The 16,988-nt window shown below is 39.6% G+C and carries 13 protein-coding genes and 1 pseudogene; 6 read left to right on the forward strand and 8 right to left on the reverse strand.

Annotation, left to right across the window (positions count from 1 at the left end):
• Nucleotides 1-11 precede the first annotated feature (11 nt).
• The 3 genes and pseudogenes from ATE47_RS01390 to ATE47_RS01400 form a co-directional block, all read left to right on the forward strand.
• A pseudogene (locus ATE47_RS01390) lies at nt 12-3,014 on the forward strand (SusC/RagA family TonB-linked outer membrane protein); the annotation flags it as partial.
• Between the two features lie 69 nt (nt 3,015-3,083).
• Nucleotides 3,084-4,457, forward strand: a complete 1,374-nt coding sequence (locus ATE47_RS01395) for a RagB/SusD family nutrient uptake outer membrane protein (protein ID WP_062160277.1) — start codon at nt 3,084-3,086, stop codon at nt 4,455-4,457.
• 11 nt (nt 4,458-4,468) lie between these two features.
• Complete coding sequence (locus tag ATE47_RS01400; protein WP_082632453.1) at nt 4,469-5,773, forward strand: TlpA family protein disulfide reductase; 1,305 nt, start codon at nt 4,469-4,471, stop codon at nt 5,771-5,773.
• Nucleotides 5,774-5,812: 39 nt separating this feature from the next.
• Here ATE47_RS01400 and ATE47_RS01405 read toward each other — a convergent pair whose 3' ends face one another.
• The 3 genes from ATE47_RS01405 to ATE47_RS01415 all read right to left on the reverse strand — a co-directional run bounded on the left by ATE47_RS01405 (nt 5,813) and on the right by ATE47_RS01415 (nt 6,983).
• Nucleotides 5,813-6,097, reverse strand: a complete 285-nt coding sequence (locus ATE47_RS01405; protein WP_062160279.1) for a hypothetical protein — start codon at nt 6,095-6,097, stop codon at nt 5,813-5,815.
• Between the two features lie 139 nt (nt 6,098-6,236).
• On the reverse strand, nt 6,237-6,683 hold the full coding sequence (locus ATE47_RS01410; RefSeq protein ID WP_062160280.1) for a MauE/DoxX family redox-associated membrane protein: 447 nt from the start codon (nt 6,681-6,683) through the stop codon (nt 6,237-6,239).
• A gap of 75 nt (nt 6,684-6,758) precedes the next feature.
• Nucleotides 6,759-6,983, reverse strand: a complete 225-nt coding sequence (locus tag ATE47_RS01415; RefSeq protein ID WP_062160281.1) for a hypothetical protein — start codon at nt 6,981-6,983, stop codon at nt 6,759-6,761.
• Between the two features lie 256 nt (nt 6,984-7,239).
• On the opposite strand from ATE47_RS01415, the gene ATE47_RS01420 reads away from it, so the two are divergent.
• Nucleotides 7,240-8,961, forward strand: coding sequence for an AraC family transcriptional regulator (locus ATE47_RS01420; protein ID WP_062160282.1), 1,722 nt, complete (start codon nt 7,240-7,242; stop codon nt 8,959-8,961).
• Between the two features lie 10 nt (nt 8,962-8,971).
• On the opposite strand, the gene ATE47_RS01425 is transcribed toward ATE47_RS01420, so the two are convergent.
• Nucleotides 8,972-9,850 (reverse strand): hypothetical protein, encoded by an 879-nt coding sequence (locus tag ATE47_RS01425; RefSeq protein ID WP_228376300.1) that lies wholly within the window; start codon nt 9,848-9,850, stop codon nt 8,972-8,974.
• 286 nt (nt 9,851-10,136) lie between these two features.
• On the opposite strand from ATE47_RS01425, the gene ATE47_RS01430 reads away from it, so the two are divergent.
• Entirely contained in the window at nt 10,137-10,328 is a 192-nt protein-coding gene (locus tag ATE47_RS01430) for a DUF3606 domain-containing protein (protein ID WP_062160283.1), read from the forward strand.
• A gap of 113 nt (nt 10,329-10,441) precedes the next feature.
• Nucleotides 10,442-13,144 carry a DNA ligase D gene (gene ligD, locus ATE47_RS01435; RefSeq protein WP_062160284.1) on the forward strand — a complete coding sequence of 901 codons (2,703 nt, stop codon included), beginning with the start codon at nt 10,442-10,444 and terminating at the stop codon, nt 13,142-13,144.
• Nucleotides 13,145-13,177: 33 nt separating this feature from the next.
• Here ligD and ATE47_RS01440 read toward each other — a convergent pair whose 3' ends face one another.
• The 4 genes from ATE47_RS01440 to ATE47_RS01455 all read right to left on the reverse strand — a co-directional run bounded on the left by ATE47_RS01440 (nt 13,178) and on the right by ATE47_RS01455 (nt 16,972).
• A complete protein-coding gene (locus ATE47_RS01440) occupies nt 13,178-13,834 on the reverse strand; it encodes a hypothetical protein (RefSeq protein WP_185097115.1) in 657 nt (218 codons plus the stop codon).
• Nucleotides 13,835-14,263: 429 nt separating this feature from the next.
• Nucleotides 14,264-15,067: a PRTRC system ThiF family protein gene (locus ATE47_RS01445; RefSeq protein ID WP_062160286.1), complete on the reverse strand. Its 804-nt coding sequence runs from the start codon at nt 15,065-15,067 to the stop codon at nt 14,264-14,266.
• The gene (locus ATE47_RS01450; protein WP_062163406.1) at nt 15,064-15,789 is read right to left on the reverse strand and encodes a PRTRC system protein B; all 726 of its coding nucleotides are present in this window, start codon (nt 15,787-15,789) and stop codon (nt 15,064-15,066) included. Before ATE47_RS01450 ends, ATE47_RS01445 begins: the two co-directional genes overlap by 4 nt.
• Nucleotides 15,773-16,972, reverse strand: a complete 1,200-nt coding sequence (locus ATE47_RS01455) for a hypothetical protein (RefSeq protein WP_150114754.1) — start codon at nt 16,970-16,972, stop codon at nt 15,773-15,775. Before ATE47_RS01455 ends, ATE47_RS01450 begins: the two co-directional genes overlap by 17 nt.
• Nucleotides 16,973-16,988: the final 16 nt, after the last annotated feature.

The following is a 16,988-nucleotide window of genomic DNA, read 5'->3' on the forward strand; positions in this document are numbered from 1 at the left end:
ACAATTCCAAAATGACAGGCATCAATACGCCTATCACAACGAGCATTAACAACTTACCTCTTAAACAAGCATTAGATAAAATATTTGCAGACACTCCTTTCAACTACGAGATTGTAGACGAAACCATCGTAGTGAAGGAAAAAGCAGCCCTTCCCGCAAAAAACAAAGATAAGCAGAATGACTCAAGCTTTACCGGAACAGTTACAGACGAAAATGGTCAACCATTAGTTGGTGCAACAGTAACCATAAAGGGAATAAACCAAACAACTGTAACCAATCGTGAAGGACATTATACCTTTCAAAATATACCCGACAACGCAGTCTTAATTGTTAGTTATATTGGATATAGCACAAAGGAAGTCTATTTGGAAAGTGCTATCAAAATTACTCTTCACAAAAGTGATTCAAAATTGGACGATGTGCAAGTGATAGCATATGGCACAACAACAAAACGTCTTAATACAGGTTCCGTTGTTTCAGTTTCGGCTAAAGATATAGAACGGCAACCCGTTTCAAATCCTCTTGCTACTTTAATAGGCCGTGTTCCGGGGCTTGTAATAACTCAGCAATCTGGTGTTCCGGGTTCGTCGTTTTCCATCCAGATCCGTGGTCGTAATTCAATTTCACAAGGTACCCAACCTCTTATATTGGTCGATGGGATTCCACTCGCAGCAGGAAATGAAAATTTGGGATTGATTAGCTCTGCTATCAGCAATCTCAATCAACAAAGCGGCGTGAGCCCATTTAATGGGATCAGTCCGTCTGACATCGAGAGTATTGAAATACTTAAAGATGCAGATGCCACCGCTATCTACGGGAGCCGTGGAGCAAATGGTGTGGTTCTCGTCACCACTAAAAAGGGACAAGCCGGCAAAACTCAAATTACCGGCAACCTCCATTATGGTATAACAGAAGTGGGACAGAAGCCCTCTCTTTTAAATACAGAACAGTATACTGCAATGCGTCGCGAAGCCTTTAAAAACGCGGGTGCTACAGCTACAATCAGTAATGCTCCCGATCTTACTGTGTGGGATACCAATCGTTATACCAATTTTCAGAGCGAGTTTTTAGGTGGAATAGGAAAAATCACCAATGCAAACCTTTCTCTTTTGGGCGGTTCAGCGGGAACGCAGTTCATGATCAGTGGAAATTACAACCGTGAAACAAGTGTTTTTCCATCAGATTTGCCAAACCAAAGGGGAGGATTGCTTGCAAACATAAATCATCGCTCAGCAGATAATCGGCTAAATATTGCTTTTTCTGGAAATTTTACCTCAAATGAAAACCGTGCACCCAAAACAGATTTTAGTTATTACGCATACCTCTCTCCAAATACGCCGTCTTTTTTCGATGCTGGCGGAAATTTAAAATGGATTGAAGGCGGAATAGAATACGACAACCCCTATGCATTTTTAAAAGAAAGTTATTTGATACGCAACAACAACCTTACAAGTAGCTTAAATGCATCTTACAGAATTATTGAAGGGCTTTCTGTTAAGGCTTTATTGGGCTATAACCAGCAATTTACCAATGAGCAGCTGTTATCACCGTCTGAGGCAAAACGCCCCTCATCTGCTACAAGCGGACCCACAACTCAATTTGGTCGTAATCAGTTTAGCAGCTGGAATATCGAACCACAGCTGGAATATGTAAAACAGGTGTGGAAAGGCAAACTTAACGTACTGGCTGGCACAACTTTTAATGCACGAAACAATAATAGCCTGCTCGTTGAGGGATCTGGATATAGCAGTAATTCTTTAATGGAAGCTCTTGATGCGGCTTCAGTTATAGACGCCAGTAGTGTAAGGTCGCAATACCGTTATCAAGCTGTTTTTGGTCGCATCAATTACAATATTGCAGATAAATACCTGCTGAACCTAACAGGAAGACGAGATGGAAGCAGTCGTTTCGGGCCGGGTAAACAGTTTGCCAATTTTGGAGCAATAGGTGCAGCATGGATATTTAGTAGTGAGAAATGTATGGCACCACTAAGCTTTTTAAGCTACGGCAAATTAAGGGCAAGCTATGGTGTAACCGGTAACGACCAGATTGGTGACTACCAATTTGTAGAAACATGGAAACCACACTCGATAACCTATCAAGGGACTTCGGGCTTAGCGCCAAGTACATTATATAATTCAGGTTATGCCTGGGAGAAAAATAATAAATTAGAGGCTGCACTTGATTTAGGTTTTTTTAAGGATAGAATTTTACTCTCCATTAATTATTTTCAAAACCGTAGTGGAAACCAGCTCATAAATTATCGTTTACCCTTTACCACAGGCTTCAATACTATAATTGCTAATTTTCCAGCACTTGTCCAAAATAAGGGTTGGGAATTTTCACTATCTACGACAGTAAAAAGCGGCAGCTTTAAATGGGATAGCAGTTTCAATCTTACCCTGCCCAAAAACACCTTGCTTGAATTTCCGGGGATAGAAAGCACATCTTACAACAATACCTATAAAGTTGGGCAGTCCTTAAATCTGATATACAATTATCTGTCAAAGGGTGTTAATCCTCAGACAGGATTAGTGGAGTTATCGGATAGTGATGGAAACAATGTGTTAACAACCTCAGATTTCCAATTGTTGGGCAAAAGAGATCCACGATTTTATGGTGGCTGGCAGAACAGTTTCTCTTATGCGGGAATTGAACTTCAATTTTTATTTGATTTTAAAAAGCAAACAGGACGAAATGCCAACTATTGGATATATAACACATCTTTTATCCCGGGAAGTATGATAAACCAAAGTGTTGCTGTCCTCACCAGGTGGCAAAAGGAGGGAGACGTTAGTGATGTTCCCAAGTTCTTACCAAGCTCAACAGCTACAAATGTCGGTACATCAAGCTATGTGTTCAGCGATCAATCGTATATCCGCTTACGTAATGTCTCGTTAGGCTACACTCTGCCGAAAACAGTTTTATCTAAAATTGGAGCAAAAATGATTAGAGTATATATACAGGGGCAAAACCTGTACACTTTTAACCGGGATAATGGTTATGACCCTGAGATACAAAATCCATATGTTTTACCTGCCCTCCGGACTTACGCACTGGGAATGCAAATAAGCTATTAAACCATGAAAAAAGAAATCCTAATTATATTGATAATATTATTAGCCATTTTTGGAAATGGCTGTAAAAAATTTGTTGAGGTCGGCCCACCCTCTGACAAAACCATAGCTTCAACAGTTTTTGAAAATGAAAGCACTGCCAAGGCTGCCATTGTGGGGCTGTATGCAAGAATGACCTCCAATAGCCTTTATTTTACATCCGGTGGAACTACTGCCTATTTAGGGCTTTACAGCGATGAATTGTTTTATACTTCCACCTCTGTCGTAACCTCCCAATTTTCTGACAGTAAACTGGCGGCCAATAACGGAACTGTATACGGAAACTTTTGGGGACAAGCCTATCAACTTATTTATGCCGCTAATAGCTGTATTAATGGCCTTAAAACATCAGCGATAAACACGGAACTGCGTGTGCAGTTACTAGGAGAGGCATATTTTGTTCGAGCATACTGCTACTGGACTTTGGTCAGCTTATTTGGTGATGTACCTTTGGTGCTGCAGGCGGATGACTATGCGGCAACTGTGCAGATGACAAGAACTCCTAGCTCTGAGGTCGTTAATCAAGTATTAGCTGATATGAATGAGGCAAGGAAAAGCTTAAAACCCGCATATCCGACCTCTGGCAGATTCAGGCCAAATTATTTTACAGTGATGGCTATGCTTTCCAGAATAAACACCTATTTGGGTAAATGGAATGATGTATTATCAAACTGCAACGAAGTGATTGGAAATAGCGCTTATGGACTTGAAAATGATTTAAACAAGGTTTTCCTTATCGGCAGTAATGAAGTTATATGGCAAATGTCGTACGATCAGCCGTTAACCAACACTTATGAGGGTAGTAATTTTATTCCGACAACTGCGGCCACTACAATACCGTTGTTTGCCCTTCGTAATACGCTGTACAATGCTTTTACTGTTGCTGATAAACGAAAAACCAGCTGGACATCAACCAAAACAGTGTCAGGTACCTTGTATGCTTATCCGTTTAAATATAAAGTTCGGTCAAGCTCTATCAAAACTGAGGCTCAGGCAATGATTCGGCTTAGTGAAGTTTACCTTAATCGTGCGGAGGCAAAGGCACATCTAAATGATGTTACTGCATTGGATGATTTAAATAAAATACGGAATCGTGCAGGACTTACGAATATTTCCGGTCTTTCTGGTCAGCCTTTGATTAATGAGATATTAAACGAACGACGCCTGGAATTGTTTGCGGAATGGGGTTTGCGTTGGTTCGACCTTAAGCGCACAAATCAGCTTGATCATGTTATCGGTCCTTTAAAAAGCGGCTGGGTAAATACTGCCGTATTATGGCCTATTCCCAACAATGAGATTTTGTCTTCCCCTAATTTAACACAAAACCCAGGTTATAATTAATTTTAGCTATAATGAAGTTGATAAGAAGAATTTCGATGATAATACCGTTTATATTACCGTTCCTAGCATTGAATGCCCAGATCATCAAGCCACTGAAGATTGGCGATAAGGTTCCCGACCTATATTTTTCAAAAATGCTTAACCATAGTAGCTCTAAAGGTAGGTTATCGGATTTTCAAGGAAAGGCAATTATTATAGACATGTGGTTTCACACTTGTGCTCCCTGTATTGGTAGTATGCCGCATTTAGACAGTTTGCAACAAGAATTTAAAAATGACCTGCAGGTGTTGCTTGTTACATGGGAGAGTGAACCTGAAATACTGGAATTTTGGAAAAAAAACACAGAGGTAAACAAATTAAAATTTACTCAGGCGGTGGAAGATACTTTACTACGTAAGTTATTTCCGGCGGTTTCATTTCCACATCAGATCTGGATTGATAAGAGTGGTGTTGTGGTAGCGATCACCAATGGAAAAAGTTCAACAAGGGTCAACATCCGTAAGCTTGTCGAAAATAGTGATTTAGAAATTTCTGAAAAGAAAGAAGAACTTGACAGCAAAATTAGATGGGGAATCGAACCGCTTATGAATATACGCTATTTAGAGAATAAAGACAAGATCATCAGTTATTCTTATTTCAGTAAACGCCGTGCTGAATTTAATGGAAGTATTACCCATGAAATTGATACTGTAAATCGTCTTGTCAGGATCAAATTTAGCAATATTGATTACGCTATGCTATACGATTATGCATATAAAAGCTCAATGATGGATAATGCAAGTTTCAATAGAGCCAACAGATTAATAAGGAGAGATCATACTAATTTACCTGTAGATTATGATGGAAAAAATTTCACTACTTCTTTTTGCTATGATTTGATATATAAGGACAGTACCAAAACCTTAAATAATTTTGGAAAATATATGGTCGCTGATTTGGACCGTAACCTTAACGTTAAGAGTCGTGAAGCGACACGCAATATTCCGTGTTATGTGATACGTCCTAATGGTAAGGGTACAAGATATCGGGAAACCCTAGATCCGGATGGCAAAAAACAGTTGTACAACCGTTCTCTAAAACCACATAAGATATTCTATGTTAGCAGGCAATTACCTTCATTCACAGAATATGTAATAAACACCACTTTACCAACACCTGTATTATTTGAATTTGGAAGTGAGAGAAGTATGAATTTCGAAGTGCTTTGGGACTTAAATGATCTGAAAAAAATGAATAAGACGCTAGCGAAATTTGATGTAAAGATTGAAAGGACAAAGCGGCGCAGAAAAGTGATCATTTTAGAAGACCCAAATTAGATAATTAAAAAGCCGGTAGTGGAAACTACCGGCCAATTTTTATTCTTGGTCTCCCAAAATTGGAGTAGCGGGTCCGGCCCCGCTTCCGTCAGGATTAAGACTTTCGTAGCCTCTGGCGCATAATACTTCCTGATCGCCACATTGGGTTTGCTTAACTGCCGGGGTCATAAATCCTCCGTCAGAACCATCTGCATTGATCCAGAATAGTTCACCAGCCTTAGCTTTTACATCCGTTTTTGCTGTTGGCGCAGGTGCCATAGCAACTGCTGCCGTTAGACCTGCTGCAACTGCTAGCAAACCCAAAATACTTGTTAACTTTTTCATAATATATGATTGTATTTAGTTTTGCCTACTCTGTTGATGGGTTTTCAGCTACCCCCAATAATTGAAAATTATATTATCATGTTTTTTTTAAATTACCTGTATTCCAAAGATCATCTATGAAAACTGTTACGAGTTCGCTTTAGTTTATTGATAAATTGGTTCGATCAGTTCCCAAGCCCGTCTTGTGCAGATATATTCCGGCACAGCTAATCAACAGGTAACTAATGTTAAAGGCAAGATGCTCTTTCCAAGTCATTGCAGATAATACACCTCCGCAGGTACAAGTGGCTTTTGTAGGATCTATAAAAATTACATAAAACACATATATTGTAAATACTAACATTAAGCCCGCTGATAGCCATAATCCATAAACTCTAATAGGTTTTAATATTAATAAAAACGCAGCCAGTAGTTCTATTCCTGGTAGTAAGTAAAATAATATATCCTGATAGCCACTTGTTGTGGGATTCCAGCTCAGTTGCCTATAAAAGGCTTGGTGGTTTCCCCATTTACTTATTGCAGTATAGACCCATAACAGTACTAATAGCGCAACAATAATTTCTAAAATGATGGTTTTTGCTTTCATGGTTACTGGTTTTCGTTAGACATTTTTGTTGCTTTAGTTCTATAGCTATCTACAATAGTTTCCCACGGATATGGTTTAATTTCTTAATCTCCACTGTCCTCCGTCCTTTGGTGGCGGGTCTTTCGGTATTAAATCCTTTTCATTTGCTTTTACACTGTCACTATTTTTTCGGGCGTCTTCATTGAGCGATCCTTTTTTCAGGGCTTGCTTTGTCAAGGGCTGCTCGTCATCCTGTTGCCGACAGGAATTCAAACAGGTCATTCCCGTTATAATTAAAATTGATGAGATAATCGTTTTCATTGTTTTAGTAATTTCAAGATTATCCCGGCCGGGTTTTTTTAAAGAATTCTAACCCGAAGGTATAGCAGTTCAAGAAGCCATAAAACTGTTGCCTGCGCCAATTAATCAATTAGTACGTGCTAATTCATCAATTAGCACGCTGTTAATAAGCTGGAAACGTATGGTTTAACGGCATTTTGGTGCAAGCTGTAAGTTCAGTCCTCATAACTCTTGTACAGGTGAATTTTTTTATAATTTTGTATGGAAAACGCTAACCATGTTAATGACCATCAGGCACAGTCATTATATTTTTATCCTGTTGATAATAATTTCCGAGCCCCTTTTTGCACAAAAGGGAAAATATAGCGATTACTATCTTATAAAAAGTAAGTACGAGTTTCTGCCAGAAAATGATCCTGCTGCATTGCCCTTAATAAACCAATATCTAAGCAGAGCTAAAAAAGAGAAGCAATATGATAGAATGGTAGAGGGATATCTTGATGGGATAGAATACTCCCGATTCCCTGGAAATAAATTAAAGTATGCCGATAGCGCAGTATGGGCGGCAAAACGAACGCATAATGATAGCATATTAAGCCGGGCCTACCTGCAAAAAGGAATCGTTTATTATTTTAATTTTAAAAAATATAAACTGGCACTCAACGAATACCTGAATGCCTACGCATATTCAAAAAGGACAGCCGATCAATACCATAAGCACCGTCTGGCATACCTGATTGGTGTGGTAAAAAGTTATATTGGTGAGTATGACGAAGCACTGCCGATGTTTAAAGAGACGGTAGCTTTTTTTGAATCTGAATCAAAAAAAGAGATGCATCCCAATCTGAAATATGGAATACGAAGGGGATATTTGAATAGCATTCATCAGATGATCGTTTGTAACCGTAACCTGGGTAGTTATAAATTAGCGGACTCGCTTATTGATATTGGAATATCAACCGCAGTAAACAATAAGACTACAACGCAGGAGTATGGATATTTCCTCAAAGAACGTGGAATCCGTGAGTACCGCGAAAAAAAATACACCGCTTCCATCACTTCGCTGAAGAATGCAGTTTCGTTAATTGCCGATGTAAACGACTTTGCCTGGACAACAGTTTGTTACTCTTACATCGGCAAAAATTTCTTGCAACTTGATGAAACAGACAATGAAATCATGTATCTGCAAAAAGTGGATTCTGTATTTCAGAAACATAATTTTATACTGCCTGAACTGCGTAGCGGCTATGAGCTGTTGATTGATTATTATAAGACTAAAAGTAACACCGAAAAAGAACTGTATTATACTAAGCAACTGTTGAAAGCAGATGAGATACTGTCCAAAGACTTTGCCTATTTATCGTCCAAAATCCATCGGGAGTATGACACAAAAACCTTGCTTGAAAGTAGGAGCAGACTTGAACGAAGGATTTCGCAGACCATTTGGGTTATTTGGTTGCTTGCAACCTTTACGGTAGCCATGTTGGTAATAACTCTTTTACGAATCAGGAATGAGCGTAGGATTCGTGAACAGTATAAACATCTGGAGCAGAAGATCCTGAATAGAGAAACCTTGAAGTCTGAGCCTTCCGTTATGCCAATAGCTAATACACTGGGAACAGAACTGGACATGAAGATCGTCGATGACATCTTGCTAAAACTTGCGCGCTTCGAGCAAAAAGATGAGTTTGTCGAAAGCGGATTAACGCTAAATAAGCTTGCTTCAAAATTCAATACCAACAACTCTTATTTATCACAAATCATAAACGAATATAAAGGGACAAATTTTAACAGGTATCTAAGTGAGCTTCGCATCGCCTACATTACAGATAAGCTGTATAATGACCGAAAGTACCTCCATTATAAAATAGAAACGTTAGCAGAGGAGTGCGGGATTGCCTCCAGAACAAATTTCTCTAATTTATTTCAGGAGTTTAATGGCATGCGTCCGACCGATTTTATTAAAAAGCGGTTAGAAAACACTGATAAACACAATTAAACTTAAATAATTATATCTTCTCGCGCATTTCAATTCCTTCAATTACCTCTATGCCCAAAAGATTTTTGATGTTTAAATACTTATCAGGCAGTAATCCTTCCAAAGCTAAAAGAACTCTGCAATTTGGAATCTTATTCTTGGCAATCTGCTCTGCTTCGAGCAGTGATTTATATTTAACGCATTGAAAAAGTCCCCTCAGTATGTCATCTGCATTTGAAATCTTCGATTTCGCTTCCACGCCAATCATAAGTTCTCTATCAAAAAACATGATATCAACAGTGTCAGCTGATGGGAGTTTATATTCAAGGTCTCCATTTTTTAGACTTGCTTTTAGTCCTAACAGTTCCGGTCTATTAGACACGAATTCTTTAAATCTTTTGTGGCTGTCACTTTCGCCTCCACCCCTGAAGTTCTTGGCTTTTTCTAAGTCCTCACTGATGTTTATTGTGAGCGGTTCAAGGCTGAGCTGATCTAATACCCAGTCCCAGTGCTGATAGGTATAAACCCTGGCAAGTTCACTATCTACGATTATTTTCTGCTGATTTTTAGAAAGTTTACCAAAATCTTTTCTGCTGATAAACCATCCAACACCTTCCCCCGGCAATTCATTTTGTTTATTGATCACAATACATTGTATCGGCGGAATTTCCGTTTTTGTATGATCGGCCAGCTCTGTAAGGGCGTTGCCTATTGCTCCTAGGATGTAATTGAAACTTCTGGGATTTTGAATGCCAAGTTCACGAGCCAGATCAGAATAATAGATGGTTTGACCTGCCTTCGCTTGTCTGACAAGATATGGAAGGGTCAACCTCGCCCTCACTTGGTACAACTTATCGCCGCCAAGAAGACCATACCTAGCAATAGCTGCCGTAATTGTTTTTGCCATCATTATGCTATTTTGGTGTTCTTGCGCTTGCTAATTCTGATTGGTAATGGATATTCTGCCTTAAGGTGCAAAATAGAGAGTTATTTGTCATGGCATTAATTTTTGTTTGGTACAAGTTACGCTTTTTGCAAAGACCGAAGTTAAAATTTCCGTCGTGAAGAACAATGTCGAAAAGTTAATGTTGTTATAGTGAAAACATGCATTAAAAGTCATGCAGTTTACCCGATCTGGTTAAGTTGCTGTGCTTTCAATGGCATTTATTTTGTAGAATAACTAAAAAATCAACGCTATGGCAGATGATAAATCAAAAAAAGGGAAACAGGACCGTAACCAGGTAAGCGGTTCAGAAAACTACGAAATCCAGTATTTCAAAGAGAAACTGAATGTAACATCACAGGCAGTAGTCGGTGCAATTAAAGCTACCGGTTCGAATGACCGTAAAACGCTTGAGAAATATCTCAAAGACAAGCACAAGAAGTAATGATATCTTTCTACCCAAGTACCACTCAAAGCAGTGATACTTGGGTATTTTCTTTTTAGTATAGACGAATACACTGATAATAGCTTTCTCCCTCAACCAAAAACCTAAACATTATGGGCTTATCTAAATATCGTGAGAAACGATCACAAGAAAAGACGCCTGAACCTTTTGGAGGCGAACCCTCAGGAAAAGAGTTACGATTTGTAGTACAAAAGCACGACGCCTCGCACCTGCATTACGATTTCAGGCTTGAGATGGATGGAGTGCTGAAAAGCTGGGCAGTCCCCAAGGGACCATCGTTAGATCCTGAGATCAAACGGCTGGCTATGATGGTTGAAGACCATCCCTATGATTACAGGGATTTTGAGGGAATTATTCCTAAAGGGCAATATGGTGGTGGTACAGTTATCGTATGGGATGAAGGAACCTACGAACCCGCGGAGCCCGTGGATGGCGATTTGAAAAAACAGGAGAAACACCTGTTGCATCAGTTGTATTCGGGTAAGATAAAGATACTGATGAAAGGTAAAAAGCTCAAAGGCGAGTTTGCCCTGGTTAAGGCACATGGGCGGGGAGAGAATGGATGGCTGTTAATGAAACTCGATGATAAATATGCCAGTAAAGATGATGTCACCCTAAAAGATAAATCTGTAATATCCAGAAAAACCATTGAACAGATGGAAAAAGCACCCGACAATGTTTATGGCCGTAATATCATGAAAAAAAATACCACTGTTAAGGATAAAAAGGCAACTGCCAGAAAAGCTGTTGAGGTAATTGATTCACAACTGGCAGCGGAGCCGGAAACTCAAGTAGCGAAACAGCCAAAATTAACAAACCTTCTGAAAGGAACAACCAAGGAGAAATTTTATGACAGTGTGCAGCCTATGTTGGCAACGCTTGTTGATGAGCCATTTGACAGTAATGATTGGCTTTATGAAATAAAATGGGATGGATATCGTGCAGTTGCCTTTATGGAAGGGAAAAAAATAGAACTGAAATCCCGCAACGATAAAAGTTTTGCCGAAAAATTTTACCCTATATATGATGAGCTGACAAACCTGAAACTGGACGCTGTACTCGACGGGGAAATTGTTGTTCTTGGGGAACATGGCAAAGCAAACTTCGGCTCGCTTCAGAACTGGCGTAGTGAAGCAGATGGCGATCTGGTGTACTATGTTTTCGATATTTTGTGGTATAAGGGAATGGATCTGAAAGGACTTACTTTGGTAGAGAGAAAAGCCATTCTCGCACAGGTGCTGCCGGAAAGCAAGACTATTCTCCTCAGCAAGGAATTTGATACCTCTGGGTTAGAATTTTTAGAAGCGGCAACAAAGATGGGCCTTGAGGGTATTATGGCGAAACGTAAAGGCAGTATATATCACACTCACAATCGCACCAAAGACTGGCTCAAAATTAAGGCGAATAAACGGCAGGAGGTTGTTATTGGCGGTTTTACCCGTAATGATGACACCAATAAACAGTTCAGCAGTCTACTTGTCGGGGTCTACGAAGGTAAAAAGTTGATTTACACAGGAAAAGTGGGAACGGGTTTCAACGATAAGATGCAGAAAGAAATGATGGAACAGTTCAAACCGCTGTTCACGGATAAACCACCTTTTTCCGAAGAGCCTGATGTAAATAAACCATCGCGCTTCCGTCCCAATCCACCGCATGCGACTGTAACTTGGCTTAAACCGGAACTGATCGGTGAGGTGAGCTACACGGAACTCACCAGCGACGGGGTCATGCGGCATCCTTCATTCAAAGGCATGCGGTCAGATAAAAGTGCAAAAAAGGTAGTGCTTGAACGAGAAAGGAACACAGAAGACGTTTTATCGGATGAAAAAGATACCATTGTGAATCCGCGAGGTAAGCAAGGGAGGAAAACGCTTTTAAATCCAACAGAAAAAACGCAGGTAAAAAAAATAAACAGGCACGAACTGAAATTTACCAACCTCGATAAAATTTTCTGGCCGGATGAAAAAATTACAAAGCGGGACCTGATCAATTATTATTATCAGATTGCACCGTATATTTTACCTTACCTGAAAGACCGCCCGCAGAGCATGAACCGGTTTCCTGACGGTATTAAAGGCGGGGGGTTCTACTTCAAGGATGTGACCGGAAAGGCACCAGACTGGATTGAAAGATATAGTTACACCAGCGATTCTGATCATCGCGAAAGGCAGTATCTTGTGGGAAGTGATGAAGCTACGTTACTTTATATGGCTAACCTCGCCTGTATTGAGATGAATCCGTGGAATAGCACAATTAAAAAAACCGATCATCCGACCTACTGTATTATTGATCTTGATCCAGATAAAAATTCTTTTGACCAGGTAATTGAAACAGCACTAGTTGCCAAGCAGATTCTTGATGATATGGGTGTGCCGAGTTACTGTAAGACCAGCGGATCAACGGGGCTTCACATTTATATACCGCTTGGCAATAAATACACCTATGAGCAAAGCAAGGAATTTGCAAGGGTGATCGTGACGCTAATACATCGCGAACTTCCGAAGTTTACAACAATCGAAAGGGCTATTTCTGACCGCAAAGGAAAGATGTACCTTGATTTCCTTCAGAACCGCCCACATGCGACCATTGCCTCAGTATACTCATTAAGACCAAAGCCTGGAGCAACTGTTTCAATGCCTTTGCAATGGGACGAGGTAAAACAAGGCTTAAAAATGAAAGATTTTAATATTTTCAATGCGATGGAAAGGCTTGAAAGTTTGGGCGATATTTTTAAGCCTGTTCTGGGAAAAGGGATTAACATGGAAAAGATTATATCGGATGCATCAAATGGTTAAGAAATATATAACAATACTTTAGTTGAACAAACATTACTTTTCGATCAATCGTGGGTTAGGTATATAGTATAGGTGGCCGCTTGCATTTTTACCGTCAATGTCTACAGGGGTAGCGGTAACAAACCATTTGATATTGTTCACTGGCTGTGCTGTCCTTATACTGTAAGCAAGTTCAGCAGGACGATAAATATTTATCACTTTCAATTTTGTGTTATTAGTAGGGTGTTTGACATAGATGTCATCACCGAATACATTCATTCTTCTAAACGGAATTAAACTGTTGTTACTATTATTCAACTTTTTGTTTACAATTTGATCCGCCATAACATTTCGGCTATCGTACGCCATATTTGTAAGGGCAGCAATCGATGTTTTGATATCCTTCACATAAATGTCGATTTTTGTAAAATCGGAGGGTTTTACTGCCATCAAATTAATGCTTCCAAAATCGTTTTCTATTGAATAGCCTAAAAGCAAAGATTCGATCGGAGTGTAAGTCGGAGCATCACTTGGCTCGTCAAGGCTTATGTCTAGGGCTTTTTTCTCATCATAGATTATGCTCAGTATTCTAAAATTGATAACCACCCCATCAGCTCTATATAGTTTGGCATAGACTTTTAGTGAGAACACATCATCGCATTTAAAAAATCTTCGGGAAGCCAATTGATCATTAATTGACCAGTCATGCATAACCATTGTGTTGGCTTCAATGACATACTGCGAGGTAGCTTTTAATGTGTCGGCTGTTTTTTCTAGCAGTTTTGAATTTGTTTTAGCATTCTGCCTGCAAGCCGCAAGCAAGAGAATACTCAGAAGAATTAGTGTAAGATTTTTCATGGTTAGTTTGTTTTTGCCTTGAAAAGATACGATTTTTGATTTAAATGCCTGATATTATCCGCTAAGCTTTCGATTATATATTATCATAGTAGTGCGATCAACTAGATCGCAACAAATGACACGTAAGGCGATCCGAAGTTCAGGAATTTTTGCGGGGGAAATGTTGTTTGGAAAAAATGACGGAATTACGGATCAGCTTACACCGATTTTTCCGCGCAAAGACACCCACGAGCTTAGCGAGTGCCTGTCTTTGCGCCGCCCGATATTTCGGGCTTGGCATGATTAAACCTTGATTGGCTGAGAACGGAAATCTTTAAGGTTCATAAAAAATCCTCTGTTTTCGGTGATTCCGTTGCGGAACAGATTCCACAATAAAGAACAGCCCATTTGAGCCAATACCGAATTAATATATAAATCCTGTTTTTCCAGTGCTTCTGCCAGTGAACAGCTTGGTGTGTTATCTTCGCTTTCAGATTGCTTGAGTATATCCCCAAATTCTTCTGTTACCAAAGGTAGGTCCGAAACGGTTTCGTATTTTTCAGAACTCGGCTGCCTGATTGCTCCAATCGTGGAAAGTACTACCTGTCCCGTATGTTTATTGTTTCCAAAATCCATCCAGTATTTGGTTTGGTTTCGTAAAAATTTTCCACCGTTTAATTCCTTGAGTATGTCTGCAATTTCGAAACGGGCTTTTACCGTATCGACACAGGAAATCATTATGGTGGCAGATGCATTTTCTGGCAATTTTCCAATTGCATTACGTGCGAATTTTACCGTTTCAGCTTTCCAGTTGGTTCCTGCCCATCTGTTGGCGCGGTTTATCAATGCTACTGATTTATACAGTCCTGTTTCACATTCGGCAAAACGCTGTCTGCTTAGATTGGCACTGGTTACTATATCATCATCCCAAAGGCGGATGGACAATCCTGCGTGTCCGAGTTCGGTGAGCGAATGGTTCATTTCCATAAGAGCGGTCAAAACCTTAGAACCTGTGCCACCTGCTCCGATCAGGTTGATTTCAACAGGATTGGTCGGGTTGATCAGGTAGCCGTCCGTAAAATGCATTTTTATTTTTTGGGTATTCATGTCAGTAAATTTTTAAGTGTGAGCCCTGTTTTTTTCAGCGATTCTTTTGGAAATATTTCACCAGCGTTAACCAGTTTTTTCCACAGCATTACACAGTTGCCTTTTACGGGGTTGTGTTCATTCATCAGGTGGCTGAAATAGCTGTTAAAGAAATAATTTTCCCAAGCCGTGATAAATGTTTCGAGTGATGCTGATTTTTTGATTTCAACATTTACCGTTCCCATACAAACCGCACCATCCTTATAGACATTAAAAAATGGGGCGTGATAGAGTAGTGTTTTTTCTGTCGGTCTGCTTTGTGATTTAAGCGCATAGACTGATAACTGGTTGCGGTTGGCAACCCAGATCATAGAGGGAACGCCCGCCATTCCATTGGGGATGCCCAAGTTCTCAACGAAGAAAAGATTCCTGTTTGTTGCTTTTGTAAACCATATCACCCGACCGTTATCGGTGGGATTCACCTGTAAAATATGGCTTCCCAAAATTCCCTGTGATTTTAGGAATGACTTTTTTTCGGTTTCGGCAGTCTGAAGGGACTTAGACAAAGCATTGGCTTCCCTAACGGTTAAAGGGTGGGCATTGATAAGGTTACCGTTTTTGTCCATATCGAAATGTTCAACGTAAATATCTGTGTCGTCATTTTTACCTGCATAAATGATCAATGCACTTTTCGGATGATAAAGGTTTGCGAAGTTTTCTGTCAGGTCAATTAGATTTTCCATAATAATCATCATTGTATTTATTTAAAAGATAGATCAGGTTATCGATAATGTCGAACAACTGTTCTTCAAAATCAAGATTTCTGTTAGTTAATGAACTGCCGTCAAAAACCTTGAAAACCGTTGGCTCTTCGATCTTTCCCATTTCTCCAAAATTCATGTTCAAGGTGTCATACAGGTTTTCTGATAACCTGCCTCTGCTGTGCGCATAAAATGAAACATACATATTCATTTCGACCACATTGTTCTCCTCATAATCATCCATTTCTTCATCATCCAGTCGGGAGTGATCGATATGGGCATTTCTTGAATATTTTTCGTTAGGATACTGCGTATGCAGTCGGAAAGCACTTAAAGCAAGGTCAATACATTCTTTTTGAAAACTATTGTTAGCATTGAATTTTTGCAGACGGTTTTCAAAAAAATCAAGATTTTTAAGGTTATAGAGTTTCTTCTCTATCCAGTCCCCAATACTGCCCGCTAACGTGAATTCTTTTAAATAACTTTCCTGAAAGTCAAATTCATCATCTGTCTCCATCCACTCTCTCAGCATTTCATACTGCCAGTATAGGTAAGAGCCTTCTTGCCTGTAATAGGGGATATCGGCAATATGGTAAAGGTAGGAGCAGACCGAGAGTAAGATATGGGCAGTTCTTTTGTAATACTTGTCCTTCAACATCAGAAAGAGCGGAATGATTGGGATATAATATAATGTTGCTCCGGTCGAAAACCGTTCTTCAGTGATCAGAAAAGTCTTTGTCTTGTCCTGCACGATTTTTAGATCATTCCAGTATCTCACGTTGCACTTCAAAAAGTTTTTGGTTTCGGACAGCGAGAAGGAAATATTATAAGGATAGGCTAACAAGGGGTCTTCGCTGGGCGTAAATCCTTGATAGTGCTTCGCTAATGTTAAAAGGGACTGATAAAAATCTTTTTGCAGCTTAGCTGTTTTATCAACATGTATTTTACTTTCTGCCCGTAACTTCGGCAAAATTTTAGTTCTTAGAAAACCATTGGCAACTGGCTCAATGGTACGGATTTCCGCCTGTCCTTTTGTATTTCTGACGCATCTTTGGGTCTTTTCATCCATGACGCGAACTCGGCTACTTGTAGGTGCAGTTTCCTTTGTTTTTTTTCTGCGGGTGTTTTTATACATCCCGATACTATATGTTGGTGCATAATCCATTTTTTTGGTTTTTATA

The organism is Chryseobacterium sp. IHB B 17019, from assembly GCF_001456155.1.
Classification (GTDB): domain Bacteria; phylum Bacteroidota; class Bacteroidia; order Flavobacteriales; family Weeksellaceae; genus Chryseobacterium.